Annotated in this window: 21 protein-coding genes; 8 read left to right on the forward strand and 13 right to left on the reverse strand. The window is 55.8% G+C overall.

What is annotated here, in order from left to right:
- The first annotated feature begins 71 nt into the window (after nucleotides 1–71).
- Both DL239_RS15980 and DL239_RS15985 read left to right on the forward strand, forming a co-directional pair.
- Nucleotides 72–752: an SGNH/GDSL hydrolase family protein gene (locus DL239_RS15980; protein ID WP_167685107.1), complete on the forward strand. Its 681-nt coding sequence runs from the start codon at nucleotides 72–74 to the stop codon at nucleotides 750–752.
- A 20-nt stretch (nucleotides 753–772) separates the two neighbouring features.
- Entirely contained in the window at nucleotides 773–1,165 is a 393-nt protein-coding gene (locus DL239_RS15985; RefSeq protein WP_167685108.1) for an META domain-containing protein, read from the forward strand.
- Here DL239_RS15985 and recO read toward each other — a convergent pair.
- The gene (gene recO / locus DL239_RS15990; RefSeq protein ID WP_167685109.1) at nucleotides 1,149–1,874 is read right to left on the reverse strand and encodes a DNA repair protein RecO; all 726 of its coding nucleotides are present in this window, start codon (nucleotides 1,872–1,874) and stop codon (nucleotides 1,149–1,151) included. The genes DL239_RS15985 and recO overlap by 17 nt on opposite strands.
- Before the next feature lie 136 nt (nucleotides 1,875–2,010).
- On the opposite strand from recO, the gene DL239_RS15995 reads away from it, so the two are divergent.
- Complete coding sequence (locus tag DL239_RS15995; protein ID WP_167685110.1) at nucleotides 2,011–2,316, forward strand: hypothetical protein; 306 nt, start codon at nucleotides 2,011–2,013, stop codon at nucleotides 2,314–2,316.
- Here the strand turns inward: DL239_RS15995 and DL239_RS16000 are convergent, their stop codons facing one another.
- The 11 genes from DL239_RS16000 to folK all read right to left on the reverse strand — a co-directional run bounded on the left by DL239_RS16000 (nucleotide 2,317) and on the right by folK (nucleotide 10,941).
- Nucleotides 2,317–2,646, reverse strand: a complete 330-nt coding sequence (locus tag DL239_RS16000) for a DUF1491 family protein (protein ID WP_167685111.1) — start codon at nucleotides 2,644–2,646, stop codon at nucleotides 2,317–2,319.
- A 126-nt stretch (nucleotides 2,647–2,772) separates the two neighbouring features.
- On the reverse strand, nucleotides 2,773–3,678 hold the full coding sequence (era, locus tag DL239_RS16005) for a GTPase Era (RefSeq protein WP_167685112.1): 906 nt from the start codon (nucleotides 3,676–3,678) through the stop codon (nucleotides 2,773–2,775).
- Nucleotides 3,675–4,361, reverse strand: coding sequence for a ribonuclease III (rnc, locus tag DL239_RS16010; protein ID WP_167685113.1), 687 nt, complete (start codon nucleotides 4,359–4,361; stop codon nucleotides 3,675–3,677). Before rnc ends, era begins: the two co-directional genes overlap by 4 nt.
- Nucleotides 4,358–5,197: a signal peptidase I gene (gene lepB / locus DL239_RS16015; protein WP_167685114.1), complete on the reverse strand. Its 840-nt coding sequence runs from the start codon at nucleotides 5,195–5,197 to the stop codon at nucleotides 4,358–4,360. The genes rnc and lepB overlap by 4 nt, the downstream gene beginning before the upstream one ends.
- 63 nt (nucleotides 5,198–5,260) lie before the next feature.
- Nucleotides 5,261–5,686 carry a holo-ACP synthase gene (gene acpS, locus DL239_RS16020; RefSeq protein WP_167685115.1) on the reverse strand — a complete coding sequence of 142 codons (426 nt, stop codon included), beginning with the start codon at nucleotides 5,684–5,686 and terminating at the stop codon, nucleotides 5,261–5,263.
- 28 nt (nucleotides 5,687–5,714) lie between these two features.
- The gene (locus tag DL239_RS16025) at nucleotides 5,715–6,173 is read right to left on the reverse strand and encodes a hypothetical protein (RefSeq protein WP_167685116.1); all 459 of its coding nucleotides are present in this window, start codon (nucleotides 6,171–6,173) and stop codon (nucleotides 5,715–5,717) included.
- A 35-nt stretch (nucleotides 6,174–6,208) separates the two neighbouring features.
- Nucleotides 6,209–6,958 (reverse strand): pyridoxine 5'-phosphate synthase, encoded by a 750-nt coding sequence (locus DL239_RS16030; RefSeq protein WP_167685117.1) that lies wholly within the window; start codon nucleotides 6,956–6,958, stop codon nucleotides 6,209–6,211.
- 72 nt (nucleotides 6,959–7,030) lie between these two features.
- A complete protein-coding gene (locus DL239_RS16035; RefSeq protein ID WP_167685118.1) occupies nucleotides 7,031–7,717 on the reverse strand; it encodes a DUF2062 domain-containing protein in 687 nt (228 codons plus the stop codon).
- 45 nt (nucleotides 7,718–7,762) lie between these two features.
- Complete coding sequence (locus DL239_RS16040) at nucleotides 7,763–9,892, reverse strand: RelA/SpoT family protein (RefSeq protein ID WP_167685119.1); 2,130 nt, start codon at nucleotides 9,890–9,892, stop codon at nucleotides 7,763–7,765.
- 32 nt (nucleotides 9,893–9,924) lie between these two features.
- Nucleotides 9,925–10,278 carry a DNA-directed RNA polymerase subunit omega gene (rpoZ, locus tag DL239_RS16045; protein WP_167685120.1) on the reverse strand — a complete coding sequence of 118 codons (354 nt, stop codon included), beginning with the start codon at nucleotides 10,276–10,278 and terminating at the stop codon, nucleotides 9,925–9,927.
- 93 nt (nucleotides 10,279–10,371) lie between these two features.
- A complete protein-coding gene (folK, locus tag DL239_RS16050; RefSeq protein WP_167685121.1) occupies nucleotides 10,372–10,941 on the reverse strand; it encodes a 2-amino-4-hydroxy-6-hydroxymethyldihydropteridine diphosphokinase in 570 nt (189 codons plus the stop codon).
- A gap of 139 nt (nucleotides 10,942–11,080) precedes the next feature.
- Between folK and DL239_RS16055 the strand changes: the two genes are divergently transcribed.
- A complete protein-coding gene (locus tag DL239_RS16055) occupies nucleotides 11,081–11,653 on the forward strand; it encodes a LabA-like NYN domain-containing protein (protein ID WP_167685122.1) in 573 nt (190 codons plus the stop codon).
- Between the two features lie 111 nt (nucleotides 11,654–11,764).
- Here DL239_RS16055 and DL239_RS16060 read toward each other — a convergent pair whose 3' ends face one another.
- Nucleotides 11,765–12,226: a c-type cytochrome gene (locus DL239_RS16060; RefSeq protein WP_167685123.1), complete on the reverse strand. Its 462-nt coding sequence runs from the start codon at nucleotides 12,224–12,226 to the stop codon at nucleotides 11,765–11,767.
- A 140-nt stretch (nucleotides 12,227–12,366) separates the two neighbouring features.
- Here DL239_RS16060 and ispH point away from each other — a divergent pair, with 140 nt between their 5' ends.
- The 4 genes from ispH to rnhA all read left to right on the forward strand — a co-directional run bounded on the left by ispH (nucleotide 12,367) and on the right by rnhA (nucleotide 15,107).
- The gene (ispH, locus tag DL239_RS16065; protein WP_167685124.1) at nucleotides 12,367–13,317 is read left to right on the forward strand and encodes a 4-hydroxy-3-methylbut-2-enyl diphosphate reductase; all 951 of its coding nucleotides are present in this window, start codon (nucleotides 12,367–12,369) and stop codon (nucleotides 13,315–13,317) included.
- An 89-nt stretch (nucleotides 13,318–13,406) separates the two neighbouring features.
- Nucleotides 13,407–14,021, forward strand: coding sequence for a LysE family translocator (locus DL239_RS16070; protein WP_167685125.1), 615 nt, complete (start codon nucleotides 13,407–13,409; stop codon nucleotides 14,019–14,021).
- 23 nt (nucleotides 14,022–14,044) lie between these two features.
- The gene (locus DL239_RS16075) at nucleotides 14,045–14,644 is read left to right on the forward strand and encodes a class I SAM-dependent methyltransferase (protein WP_167685126.1); all 600 of its coding nucleotides are present in this window, start codon (nucleotides 14,045–14,047) and stop codon (nucleotides 14,642–14,644) included.
- On the forward strand, nucleotides 14,637–15,107 hold the full coding sequence (gene rnhA, locus DL239_RS16080) for a ribonuclease HI (protein WP_167685127.1): 471 nt from the start codon (nucleotides 14,637–14,639) through the stop codon (nucleotides 15,105–15,107). The genes DL239_RS16075 and rnhA overlap by 8 nt, the downstream gene beginning before the upstream one ends.
- Nucleotides 15,108–15,126: the final 19 nt, after the last annotated feature.

A 15,126-nucleotide genomic window follows, 5' to 3' on the forward strand; every position in this document is an offset into this window, starting at 1 on the left:
TCACTTCTCGGAAAGGGACTGTTTCTACGCGATACTATTATCTTACGTCAGCTTTCTCGCTATAGAACCCCATGCGAATTTTTATACACCTGCTAGCCGTGACGGCCCTGTTAACCGGCTGCGCCGACACCACACCCAAGGATCAACCTACCCGTATTCTAGCGATGGGCGATTCCTTGATGGCCTGGAACAACATCAGCAGCCAGTCGATCCCGAATACGGTTGCCAAAACTCTGGATGAACCCGTCGTCGACCGGTCAGTTTCCGCCGCGCGGATTATCTATCGCTTGCCAATATCCGGTAGCGCAGGCCTGAATATTGGCAAGCAATACCAAACAGGCGAATGGGACTGGATTATCGTGAACGGCGGCGGCAACGATCTGCTGCTCGGCTGCGGCTGCATGGCCTGTGATCGCAAGCTGGACAAACTGGTCACCGATGACGGCACCACAGGCGCGATTCCCGGCATGGTGTCAGAACTACGTAAAACCGGGGCCAAGGTAATCTACGTCGGATACCTGCGCAGCCCGGGTGTTGGTTCTCCGATTGAACATTGCCGCTATGAAGGTGACATTCTAGAGCAGCGCGTTGCGCGCATGGCTGACCTAGACGCTGGCGTCTATTTCCTATCGCTGCGCGATCTGGTTCCCCATGGCGACCGGTCCTACCACACGCTCGACATGATCCACCCGTCGATCAAGGCCAGTACGGCAATTGGTAACAAGATTGCTCAGATCATTCAAAGCGAGTGACACAGCGAACGGAGCCCCTGATGTTACGGACCATCTTACTACTGACATTGATCTTGATGACGGCCTGTACAGGTGATGAAACCGTTGCCGCCTATGGAGCCGCCGAGATCGAATGGCGGCTGGTTGAAATGGACGGCCAACCCTTTACAGCAACCACTACTCTACACTTCCCCGAACAAGGGCGCATTGCGGGGGCTGCCCCCTGCAACACCTTCACCGCGACAATGGATGCCCCCTACCCTTGGTTCGAGATCCAAGAGCTTAGCCTGACCCGCATGGCCTGTGACGACATGACGATGGAACACCAGTTCCTACAGACCCTACAGGACATGACCCTATCCGAAGTTTCGGCAGGCACCATGATCCTTAGTAACGTCGACGGCCGTGAAATGGTTTTCAAAGCCGCCGAGTAAGCGCATCAACAAACCGACCGCGTGCCTCTGGCAGTGGATTACGACCCAGCGATGGGGCCAGTCGGGTTTCAAGAAAGAAACCTGTGGTCCGCAAACCTTGTACGATCTCAGCATCATCCGCGTCGCCCTCACCCAGCAAAACCGGTGGCAAAGCCAGCAAGCGGCTGACCCAGTCCCCTGCCCCCTTGGCTGACACCGCCCGCCCAGATTTCGGAGAGACATAGATCAGCCCTTCGGTCGCCCCTGTTACCGCGCAGTTGGTTAGATCCAGGCCAAAGCCCATCTCCTCTAACAACATCATCTCCCAGCGCAGATATGCCAGAGGCCACAGCTCTTCCTGCTCTAGCAGATCCAGCAACTGCTCTGACTTCGCATACAGGCTGGCATGGGCTTCGCGTTCCGGTAGGCAAAACGACAACAACGCCGTCACCGCATTCAACCCCGCCAAAGCCAAACGCCCCGAAAATGCCGCTACCGCGCGACTACGCAGCAACTCCGCCTGATAGCTTCCTAGATGGTCTTCTAACCGTGCACGCCAGATCAGATCCAGTTGCGCACCGGGTTGTAAGATCGGCGCTTGCTTGCGGCTGGCACCGCCACGCACCACTCCTGCATGGCGGCCGTGCTCCGCAGTAAAGACATCTATGATTGCCGAGCTTTCGCCATGGCGGCGCAGACTTAGCAAAATGCCGTGATCACGCCATTCCACTGGCTGCTCTCCCTACTCGGATCCGATTTCCCGGCCAACAGACCGCAACACACAACAAACTGCAAGGTACCCCTTGTATCGCTGCACCCATTGCCTACCTTTGATTAACTATTTTGTTAATTACAGGAAATCCACAATGCGCGGCATAACGATCACTTACAAATACAGCGGCGACGAAACCATCTGGCAAAGTGCCATGTCCGATTTTATCTCTGCTATCGACAACGATCCAGAGATCGCGGGTAAGTTCACCTATCAAGTGGCCACCGCCGATGACAAGGAAACCAGATTTCACTGGGGCCGTTGGGACAGTGCCGAAACTTTGAAACACGTCCAATCACAGGAGTACTTCAAAACCTTCGCTGGACGGGTAAAGGAATTTGCCGGTGGCGTACCCTCTGCGACAGGCCATGACATCTCGCACAAAACCACCGGCTGGTAGTTACTCTAGTCCCGGCTCATCCAGCAAATGGCGGCCTTGCCGGTCCTCGACCTCGATCACCCATAGATCGGGGTCAAACTCCCCCTGCTTACAAACCGAGGCATCCACCTCGCGCTCGTCGCCATTGGCCAGCTCAACCCATTTCCGCTCGCCGCTCATCAGATCATATGAACGATGAAATGCTACCGCCTGACCGTCCAGCGTATTCAGCTTAACCAGCACAGCTCCAGCCGTGTCGTCACCATGTGACACTACAAAGGCCGGTATCTCCTGAAATCGAAGCCGCGCCAAATAGGCCTGCACCCAGAATTCGGCGGTTAGCCGGGTCACGGTGCAGCGCGCTCAACACAGGGCCGCACGCGGCCCGTTGATGCCGCCGGGTGTGGTCGGGGGCAAAAAGATCCGACATTAGCCTCGGCGGCCACCGATCCTGATGCGCCCGATACAATCACAGTCCTAGTTCCCGTCTTTGAAATCGAGCCCCATTTCAGAGTACCGCTCGGACTCGTCCTGCCAGTTTGGCCGCACTTTGACCTGCAAAAACAGGTGCACTTTGCGGTCCAGAAACTCAGTCAATTCGGTGCGCGACGCCTGACCAATCGACTTGATCGTTTCGCCGTTTTTGCCCAGCACAATGCCCTTGTGTCCATCACGAACCACATAGACCACCTGATCGATCTTGACCGATCCATCCTTGCGATCTTCCCAGCCTTCGGTCTCAACAGTCATCTGGTAGGGCAGTTCCTGATGCAACCGCAGCGTCAGCTTTTCGCGGGTCATCTCAGCGGCAATCATCCGCAACGGCAGGTCGGCAATCTGATCTTCGGGATACAGCCACGGGCCTTCGGGTACTTTTCCAGCCAGCCAGCTGCGCAGGTCGTCGACCCCATGGCCACGTTCGGCAGAGATCATAAAGGTCTCAGCAAAGGCATAGCGCTCATTCAGCTTTTGGGCCAAGCCCAACAGAACCTCAGTTTCCACCTTGTCGATCTTGTTGATCGCCAGTGTCACAATGCGGCCTTCGCCGATCTCGGCCAGGCCTTCCAGGATCTTCTCAACCCCTTCGGTGATACCGCGGTGGGCCTCTACCATCAGTACGATCACATCAGCATCCGCAGCCCCGCCCCATGCAGCAGCAACCATCGCCCGGTCCAACCGGCGACGCGGCGCAAACAGGCCGGGGGTGTCAACAAACACGATCTGGCTTTGATCATCCATCGCAACACCACGAATACGCGCGCGTGTGGTCTGCACCTTATGGGTCACAATCGACACCTTGGCCCCAACCATCCGATTCAGCAGCGTCGACTTGCCTGCGTTCGGTTCACCAATCAGAGCCACAAATCCGGCACGAGTACTCATTGTTTTTGCTCCAGCTTACTAAGCAGCGCGGTGGCTGCGGCCTGTTCGGCCTGACGTTTTGATCCAGCAGTGGCCTGCGCCTCGGCGCCATCGTCCAACCGCACAGCTATTGTGAAAACCGGCTGATGATCCGGCCCAGTCCGTGACACCAGCTCATACGCCGGTGGTTTTTGCCGCTTGGCCTGAACCAGTTCCTGTAGCGAGGTTTTCGCATCGCGAGCATCTGCCTCGACCGAAGTAATGCGATTACCCCAAAGCCGCAGGATCATCGCCTGTGCGGCCTCAAACCCGGCATCCTTATAGACAGCGGCAATCACCGCCTCCATCGCATCACCCAGCAGCGCCAGCTTGCGTCGCCCGCCTGACATCATCTCTGACCGGCCCAGCTTCAGGACTTCGCCCAGATCGATTTCGCGCGCCACATCTGCACAGGCTTCTTTGCGCACCATAGCATTGAAACGAGGCGCCAACTGGCCCTCGGATGCCGACTTGTCATCCTCTAGCAGCGCTGTTGCCATCACCAGCCCCAGCACCCGGTCACCCAGAAATTCTAGCCGCTGATTGTCACTGCGTGTCGGTGACGAAATAGAGGCATGTGTCAGCGCCCGCACCAACAGTTCGGGCCGGGCAAACTCGTGCCCAATCCGATCCTGAAAGCCGCGCATTTCTTTTGACAGCTTCACTTGATCCCCTTGAAGAAACGATCACTGCGCCACGTCCAGAAGTACAACATCGAACGCCCCGCAGATGAGAACATAATACGATCCGCCCGGCCGATCAGGTTTTCGTAAGGCACAAACCCTACGCCACCCGCCGACTGAGGCACCCGGCTATCGGTCGAGTTGTCGCGATTGTCACCCATGAAGAAGTAATGCCCCTCGGGCACCAGATACACGCCGGTGTGATCGGTGGACTGATTGCCGATGTTCAGAATTGCATGCTCGACACCGTTTGGCAGAGTTGCAATCTGACGCGTCTTTTTACAGATGCCACCTTCACCGACGGCTCCGTCATTGTGGCAACGCGGGTACCGCCCCTGTGGGCCTTGGCGTTCCATGACTTCTTCGAAATCACCGGCGTCTTTTAGGGCAACCGCTGTATCGTTGATATACAGAACACCGTCTTTGACCTGAATTTTGTCGCCAGGCAAACCAACCAGCCGCTTGATAAAGTCAGTATTGTTCACAGGGTGCCGGAACACAGCCACATCTCCACGCTCAGGCGTTCCGCCGAACAGTCGGGTGTTGTCTCCATCCAGGAATCCGCAGATGTCCTCGGCGTCGATATCGACCCCAAAACGCGCCATTCTCACGCTTGGACAGGACGCATAGGAATAGCCATAGGCCATCTTGTTGACGAACAGAAAATCACCGATCAGCAGGGTTTCTTTCATCGACCCTGACGGGATCCAGAATGGCTGAAAGAACAGGGTGCGGAAAACACCAGCAATCAGCAACGCGTAGACTATGGTTTTGATCGTTTCAACGATCGAATTTCCCGCTTGGACTTTGGTCGCCATCAGGCTCTCCGGTTCTAAAATAGGTCCGAGGCTACATGCGGCGCGGATGGGGGTAAGTCAAGCTTAGCCCCTATCCCTACGGTCAAGATCAGCAATCACCCGCGCCTCTATCACCACAAAAGCCTGCGCCCAGGGGTGATCATCGGTCAAAGTCACGTGAATCACTGCTTCGTGGCCCGGCGGCGTCATCTCCTCTAACCGCGCGGCCGCCCATCCGGTAACATGCATCACCGGTTGCCCGGTACGCAGATTGCTAACTGCCATGTCCTTCCAGGCGATTCCCATGCGCAATCCTGTGCCTAGCGCCTTGGAACATGCCTCTTTAGCCGCCCAACGTTTGGCATAGGTACCAGCCACATCCAGACGACGCTCAGCTTTGCGCTGTTCAACGGTAGTGAACACCCGGTTCTTGAACCGATCCCCAAACCGGTCCAGCGTTCGCTGGATCCGGTCGATATTTGCAAGATCGGTTCCGATACCAAGGATCATGGTTCACTCAACTGTTGTTTGCCATTGATCAGTTGCTGGCTTTCTTTTTCAAGACGTTGCCAGACTTGGTCAGCATCTCAATCTTGACCACACCAGTCGCTTGGTTGATCCGCACGGGGACGCGCATCGGATTGTTGGAATCAGAAGAACCGGTGGCTGGGTCAAAGCGACCAACAGACACTTGCAACAGTATCCCCTTACCTGGATCATAACTTGATTCAATCCCAGAGGAGAAAACCCGGCTAAACCCCACGCCAGGTTGGTCAGACAGCACATGACAAGCCTGACCGTATTCCGGATTTGGGGACAGGATCAACAAATGGCTAGAACAGCACGCAGGTTCACCACCGGTATCCAACTCCGCCACCCGGATATCACCATTTGCAAAGGTACGGCTGGTTTCCGACCAAGGCTCAACCAGATTGGCCGCCGAGGCGACCCAATCACAGCTCTGAATCGACTGAGACGCCCCTGATGTTGCAAGCAAACAAATAGCCGCGGTGGCAGTCAGAATCTGGGCCTTCAAAGTTCTCTGGCCTCATCCATCAGACGGCGCATTTCATGCACCGCTGGAGTCAGACCACGAAACACAGCTTCGCCAATCAGAAAATGGCCAATGTTCAATTCGCACACCTCGGGAAAGGCCGCGATAGGTTTAACGCAGTCATAGGTCAATCCATGGCCCGCATGCACCTCTAGCCCAAGAGAATGCGCATAGGTGGACATCTCGCGCAGGCTCTCAAACTCGGCGTCGCGTGTTTTGAAATCACCTTCGGCGTGGGCATCGCAATAGGCCCCCACGTGCAACTCGATGATATCAGCGCCAACCCGATGCGCGGCTTCGATCTGTTTCATATCAGCGGCGACAAACAGCGATATGCGGCTACCTGCCTCACGCAGCGGCGCAATGAAATCAGCCAGCTTGTTGTGTTCACGCGCCACTTCCAACCCGCCCTCGGTAGTGCGTTCCTCGCGCTTCTCCGGGACAATGCAAACCGCATGCGGTTTATGACGCAATGCAATCTTCTGCATCTCGTCCGTGGCTGCCATTTCAAAATTCAGCGGCAGTGTCAGCGCCTGCATCAGATTTTCAATGTCTGCGTCAACCATATGGCGGCGGTCCTCACGCAGGTGCGCGGTGATGCCATCAACACCGGCTTCTTGCGCCATTAATGCAGCCCGAACCGGGTCAGGATTAGACCCGCCCCGCGCATTGCGCAGCGTCGCGACATGATCGATGTTCAGCCCTAATCGCAAAGAATTATCAGCCATAATTGCAAGTCCTAACAAGCCCATTTTCTCTGACATTAGACATCAGAGCAAAAAGAGCAAACTGCAAAAACTCTACTGTACCTTGTGCGACGGGACTTTCATTGAAACTGGCGTTTTGGGGATCCCGCTTTTCACCTTTGCACGCGCCTTGATCGCCTTGAACTTGGCTTTGATCTTAGAGCGGCGGCGCTGCTGATACACTCTGATCAACGGCACGCTAAGGACATAACAAACTGTCGCTACGACCAGACCTGGAACCACTCCGCCGATCAAATATGGCAGGAACACCTCGTTGTAGAAAAGCTGCAATCCCTGCCAGTCAGCTTCGCGATCCGCAATCAGGGCTACCAGATTATTCCATATATCCTTGCTGACACCAAAAAACTTGCCAATCAGCGAGTGGTCTACCTCAGTGTCAAATTCAGTTCCCAACAACCAATGGCCGGTCTGCAGCGACGCCACGCCAATTGGCACATAGGTCAGTGGGTTGCCAAAGAAGGTCCCACTCAGCGCGGCAAGGATATTGCCGTTGATTAAACGCGACACCAATACCGCCACAACAAAGTGCAGCCCGTAGAACGGGGTAAAGGCGGTAAATACGCCAGCCGCAATTCCACGCGCAATTCGTTCAGGCGAATCGGGCAGCCGACGCACCCGGTGTTTCACGTAATGGAATGCCCGCGCCCATCCGCCACGTGGCCAGATGAAGTCCGCAATCACACGAATCATAGAACGTCGGTCACGGCGCCTGAATACCAACGTTTGCGTCCTTCCAAGTTACGGCCCGACTTAGCGTTAGGGCTTCTAGTTTGTGCTGGTTTTTACAGGGTGATCTCGCAGCCGCTCGACTGCGGCGACATCACTTTCTGCTTCCAACATTAGTATCAGCGAGTGCAGCTGTTCAACATCTCGTAGCTCGACATTTATCACCAAACGGTAAAAGTCTGGTTTCCGATCAATAAACTCCAAGTCCGAGATATTGGCCTTTTTCTCGCCAATCAATGTGCAAATTCGTCCCAGCACCCCGGCATCGTTGCCAATGGTTAGCCCAAGGGTAACGCCATATACCGCAGGGTGGGTACCATCATGCCAATGCACGTCCACCCATCGTTCTGGCTGGTCTTCATAATTCCCAAGATGGTCACAATCTGCGGCATGAACCACCACACCGCGACCCCGATAAGTAATCCCGATGATTCGCTCACCCGGTAACGGCTGGCAGCAGGTCGCACGTTCAAAACTCTGCCCCGGTTCAAGACCGATCACCGCGCGCCGCGGAGAGATTTCATCCCCCGTGTCCGGGGCCAGATCCGGATAAACCGCCTGCACAACATCATGACCGGTAATTTCAGCGGACCCAAGGCGTGCCAGCAACTCATGCGCATTGCCCAACCGCAGTGCCCGCGCGGCAGTTTCCAGAGTCTTGTCGGTGGACTTGCGTCCAACGTGCTCAAACGCCGACCGCGCCAGTTCGCGCCCCAGCTTCACAAACCGTTCGCGGTCTGCATCCCGCAAGGCACGGCGGATGGCAGTACGCGCCTTACCTGTGGTGGCGATTTCCAGCCAACTGATCTGCGGCGTCTGCCCTTCGGCGGTGATGATGTCGACCGACTGACCATTGCGCAACCGGGTCCACAGCGGCACTCGAATGGCATCCACCTTGGCACCAACACAGGCATGGCCGATCCGAGTGTGGATCGCATAGGCATAATCAATCGGTGTCGCCCCTTTGGGCAGCTTGATCACATCGCCTTTGGGCGTAAAGCAGAACACCTGATCCGAATACATCTCCAGCTTGACCGCCTCGAGGAACTCGTCGTGGTCCTCTTCTGCATCAAACTGTTCAGTCAGCGATGCGATCCATTTGGCTGGGTCCACCGCAAACGGGTTTTGTGTCCGCACGCCATCACGATACGACCAGTGCGCAGCCACGCCGGTTTCAGCAACGTCGTGCATCTGCCGGGTACGGATCTGCACCTCGACCCGCTTGCCGTCGCGCCCAGAAACCGTGGTGTGAATCGATCGGTAGCCGTTTGTTTTTGGCTGACTGATATAATCTTTGAACCGTCCCGGCACAGCCCGCCAGCGCTGGTGAATAGCACCCAGCGTGCGATAGCTATCTTCTTCAGTGGCGGTAATGATGCGGAAACCATAGATGTCGGACAGGCGTGAAAACCCCTGATCCTTTTCCTGCATCTTCCGCCAGATCGAATAGGGTTTCTTAGCGCGACCAAACACTTCGGCTTCAATACCCGCCTTCTCTAGCTCACTGCGCATGTCGCCGGTGATCCGGTGGATCACGTCGCCGGTTTCACGTTGCAGGGTGATAAAGCGGCGGATGATCGACTGTCGGCCTTCGGGATTCAGAACGCGAAACGCCAGATCCTCCAGCTCTTCCCGCATCCACTGCATCCCCATACGGCCCGCCAGCGGTGCATAAATGTCCATCGTCTCACGCGCTTTTTGCGCCTGCTTATCCGGACGCATCGCCTTGATGGTTCGCATGTTGTGCAACCGATCGGCCAGCTTGACCAGAATGACCCGCAGGTCCTTGGACATCGCCATGAACAGCTTACGAAAGTTTTCGGCTTGCTTGGTTTCCCGGCTGGATAGCTGCAGGTTGGTCAGCTTGGTTACACCATCGACCAGCTCAGCAACCTCTTTGCCGAACCGCTCCGAGACCTCATCGTAATTGGCCTTGGTATCTTCGATTGTGTCATGCAACAGAGCGGTGATGATGGTGGCATCATCCAGGCGCTGTTCGGACAGAATGGCCGCAACTGCAACCGGATGGGTGAAATAGGGTTCACCTGAATGTCGGAACTGCCCCGAATGCATTTCTTCGCCATAGGCGAAAGCCTCGGCGAGACGCTTTTCATTGGTCTTGGGATTGTAGTTGCGGACCAGCGCAATCAGATCTTCAGTTGCAATCATTTCCGGTCCGCAGCCTCAATTATGTGTGCGGCTTAGCCCTGTCCTTGGGCTTCCATCAGCGCACGAAGAAGTTTTTCTTCGGACATGTCATCGTCTGCCGGCTTGTCAGCCTCGCCGCCCATCAACAGAGCCATCGAATCTTCTTCGGGCTCGTCGACTTCGATCTGGCTTTGGTTGCTTTCGATCAGACGCTCACGAAGCGAATCGGCGCTTTGTGTTTCGTCAGCAATTTCACGCAGGGACACGACAGGATTCTTGTCATTGTCACGCTCAACAGTGATCGGCGCACCAGCCGCGATCTCGCGGGCACGGTGGGCAGCCAACATCACCAGCTCAAAGCGGTTGGGAACTTTATCAACGCAGTCTTCAACCGTTACGCGGGCCATTAGCGACTCTCCAAATGAGTAAGGATCCAGAAAGCTGGTATGTAAGCCCGAATCTTTGTCTTGACAAGCGCTGAATACAACACTTTTGCCGCATCACAGCGGTTGAACCTCGGCAACGGAACCTTTTGGAAGAGCTGCCAGCATTTCCATTGCCGACACCCCAAGCACCGGATGCACCCAGTTCGGCGCAATATCACATAGCGGCACCAATACAAAACCACGATCCTGCAGACGGGGATGTGGCAATATCAACTGCTTAGGAGCTTGGCGCACTTGTTCGTCTGGCGGTAGATTTTGCCAATGCTTATACGTCCTCAAATCCGGTGAAACCTGATCATCACGCGCGATCAGATCCAGATCAAGCGTCCGCATCCCCCATCGCTGATCCCGCACCCGTGCAAACTTCGCTTCCACTTCATGTAGAATCGCCAACAGATCCGCGGACGGAATATCCGTTTTCACCTGAATTACCGCATTGACATAATCCGGCCCTGCACCGGCTGGGAAACAAGGCGTCCGAAAGAATCGGGAAAGTAACTGCACATACAATCCACGCCGCGAAAGCTCTGCAATCGCAGCGACTAAGGTGCTTTTCGGCTCTCCAGCCGCCGATGGCAAATTTCCGCCTAGGGCAATTAACGCTTTTGACCGGAATTCGGTCATTTTTGACCCCATTTCATATGTTCATTCCACTTGCAGCAGGTGGTAAATAACTTACATTAGATGCATTCGCATTGTGTGATTTAAGCATTCACTCACGGAACATACAGCACATTGCGATTTATACCGGAAGGACATTATTATGTTTTACAAAGACGAACGGCTTGCGCTGTTCATCGACGGGTCGAATCTTTATGCTGCAGCCAAGGCGCTCGGCTTTGATATCGACTACAAGTTATTGCGTCAGGAATTTATGCGCCGCGGCAAAATGCTGCGCGCATTCTACTACACTGCGCTGCTTGAGAACGATGAATATTCGCCGATCCGACCGCTGGTAGACTGGTTGCATTACAATGGTTTTACCATGGTGACCAAACCCGCCAAGGAATACACCGATAGCATGGGCCGCCGTAAGGTTAAGGGCAACATGGATATCGAACTATCTGTGGATGCCATGGAACTGGCTCCGCGCGTTGATCACATTGTGCTGTTTTCCGGGGATGGGGATTTCCGGCCGCTGGTTGCCAGCTTGCAGCGTCAAGGTGTTCGCGTGTCGGTCGTGTCGACCATTCGCAGCCAACCACCAATGATTTCGGATGAACTGCGTCGTCAAGCCGACAATTTCATCGAACTCGAAGAGCTGAAGGACGTTATTGGACGCCCTCCACGCGAAATGCCAGCTGAAGAGCGCAATGTTGCGTTTGCCGGCAAGTAAAATTCCTCACGAATTCTGAGGTACAACCAAACAGGCGCCGGATGAGAATCCGGCGCCTGTTTTTGTTTAACTGACAATATTCTGGCTGGTGCACCCACGCAAAGTACCGCTTTACCCGCCAACCTGTGCGTTGATCTCATTGTGGCGTTCAATCACCTCTGGCGGCCATGTGCTTTTGATAAAGGCCAACACCGCCAGAATATCCTGCTCGCTCAGAATATCCTCATAGCCCTGCATCCGACTACGATAGCCAGACCCTACCAGGGCCTCTGTCCCTTTCAGGGTCGTCGCCAGCAACTGTGCATCGCCATGGTGCCAGGTATGGCCCGTCGCATCATGCGGAGGCGCAGGCAGATACCCTTCGGCATCGCGTTCCCGCCAGTTTGGCTCGCCCTGCAACTGCCCCCCATGGCAGCTGGCACAATAGTCTTGATAGACCTCTGACCCGCGCGCCACTGCAGCTTCATCCTGATACGGAAGCACCCCGGCTGCCTGTACGGCAATCCCTTGGCTCCACAACAATGCCGCAACCGCAACCGCGCCAACTGCGGCGCCAACGAAAATAATCTTCATCACTGGTCCTTTTTCACCTGTATTTCGCCCCCCCCCTGCCACCTTCCCGCGCAGGAAGCTCTAGTCACAAAATCGCGATCACCACACCCTATGGACCTGACGTCGCGAAAGCCGTACCTCTACGGCACAAGGAGACACCAATGACCAAACCCGCCCTTACTTTGTACCTTGCCGCTCCACGCGGATTCTGCGCTGGTGTCGACCGCGCGATCAAGATCGTTGAAATGGCAATCGAGAAGTGGGGCGCACCTGTCTATGTGCGCCACGAAATCGTGCATAACAAATTTGTGGTGGACAGCCTACGCGACAAAGGGGCCATCTTTGTCGAAGAGCTAGAGGACTGCCCCGATGATCGTCCAGTAATATTCTCCGCCCACGGTGTACCGAAATCCGTCCCCGCCGCAGCCACACTGCGCCAGATGGTCTATGTCGATGCGACCTGCCCGCTGGTCTCCAAAGTACATATCGAAGCCCAGCGCCACGCAGCGTCCGGCTTGCAGATGATCATGATCGGCCACAAGGGTCACCCCGAAACGGTCGGCACCATGGGCCAACTTCCCGATGGTGAGGTTTTGCTAGTGGAAACGGTAGACGATGTCGCCACTGTCGAGGTGCGCAATCCAGAGCAACTGGCTTTTGTCACCCAGACCACCCTATCGGTCGATGACACCAAGGACATCGTGGCCGCCTTACACACCCGGTTCCCCGCTATCATCGGGCCCCACAAGGAAGACATCTGTTATGCCACCACCAACCGCCAGCTTGCGGTCAAAGCGGTGGCCCCAAAAAGCGATGCCCTGCTAGTGGTCGGTGCGCCAAACTCCTCGAACTCGCGACGCTTGGTTGAGGTCGGAGCCAAGGCCGGATGCAAATACTCACAACTGGTGCAGCGGGCTGAAAACATCGACTGGCGCGCCCTTGATGGCATTCGCAGCATTGCCATCACCGCCGGCGCCTCGGCCCCTGAACTGCTGGTGAACGAGGTGATCGATGCCTTCCGCAGCCGCTATGACGTCACCGTCGAAGTGGTGGAAACCGCCATAGAGGACATCGAATTCAAAGTCCCCCGTGTGCTGCGTCAACCGGCCTAGGCTCGTCACAGGCCTTTTTCAAGCCTGTGCCAAACACTCAACTTCGTGTTAGGCCTTGGGAATTGATAACCCATACCCGAGGCCATTTGATGATTTCCCTGCATTTCCTGCTGACCGCATTTGTCGTTGTTCTGGCTCCCGGAACCGGCGTTATCTACACGCTGGCGCTTGGGCTGGGTCAGGGGCGTCAGGCAGCGTTCTGGGCTGCATTGGGATGCACGGTTGGCATTATTCCGCATCTGGCAGCTGCCACCCTTGGTCTGGCCGCTGTCCTGCACAGCTCTGCTGTTCTGTTCCAAGTCGTCAAAATCGCTGGCGTCCTTTACCTGCTGTATCTTGCCTGGCAGGCGGTGAAATCCGGCGGCGCACTGGCGATCACATCAAAAACCACCACCCAGTCCGGCCTGAAAATCGCCCAGCGTGGCGCCCTAATCAACATCCTGAACCCCAAGTTGTCGATCTTCTTCCTCGCCCTGCTGCCACCGTTCCTCAGCGGCAACCCTGCATCGGCCACCATGGAAATGACCCTGCTAGGATCGGTGTTCATGGCACTAACCTTTGTTATTTTCGTAATGTACGGGTTATTCGCCGCCACTGCCCGCGACTACGTACTGGGATCGGAACGCGTACTGGCTTGGCTGAACCGGGGTTTCGCCGCCATCTTTGCCGGTCTTGCCGCCCGTCTGGCCATCGAACGCGCCTAACGCACTCTGCAAGTGGAACAACCATGACAGACTGCGAAACCATGGAAGTCTACGCCAAGGCCGCAGAAGAATACGCGGCCAAGTTTGCCGACACGGATGGCGAAAACCAAGACGACGACTTTGACGCCTTTCTAAACAACATCCCCGCCGATGGTCGGGTTCTTGATCTAGGCTGCGGTCCAGGGCACTGGGCCGCACGTTTACGCGATACGGGCCGGACCGTTGATGCTATGGACGCCTCACCCGAAATGGCACAGCTCGCGAAAGACAAATTTGGCATCGACGTTCAAACAGCCCCTTTCGAAGGCCTAACAGCACAGAACCGCTATGACGGCATCTGGGCCAACTTCAGCCTGCTACATGCGCCACGTGCCGACTTCCCCAACCATCTGGCGCGCATTCATTGTGCCCTGCGGTCTGGCGGCTGTTTATCTATCGGCATGAAAATTGGCACCGGCGAACACCGCGACCACCTAGGCCGCTTCTATGCCTACTACGGTGAACAAGAACTGCGCGATCTTTTGACCGATGCAGGGTTCACCGTAACCCGTACTAGACTTGGAAATGGCAAAGGATTGGCTGGCAGTGACGATACCTTCGTAGTAATGACCGCGCATGGCTGACTTATATGCATATACCGACGGAGCATGCTCCGGTAATCCCGGTCCCGGTGGATGGGGCGTGCTGCTGCGCGCCCTCGATGATGACGGCAAAATTGCCAAAGAGCGTGAGCTGAAAGGCGGCGAGCCCGACACCACCAACAACCGGATGGAGCTACTGGCTGCGATCAATGCGCTAGAGTGTCTAAGCCACCCCTCGACCCTGACCGTAGTGACCGATTCCGCCTACGTGAAAAACGGTGTCACCGGCTGGATCTTCGGCTGGAAGAAAAACGGTTGGAAGACCTCTGCCAGGAAACCGGTCAAGAATGTCGATCTGTGGAAGCGCATTGACGAAGCACAGCTGCGCCATCAGGTGACATGGAAGTGGATCAAGGGTCACGCCGGCCACGAAGAGAACGAGCGCGCTGACGAACTGGCCCGGGCAGGTATGGAACCGTTCAAGCCCAAGAAATCCAAATCGTGAAACCACGAAGGGGCAGACT

It is taken from the genome of Parasedimentitalea denitrificans, assembly GCF_011813015.1.
GTDB lineage: Bacteria > Pseudomonadota > Alphaproteobacteria > Rhodobacterales > Rhodobacteraceae > Parasedimentitalea > Parasedimentitalea denitrificans.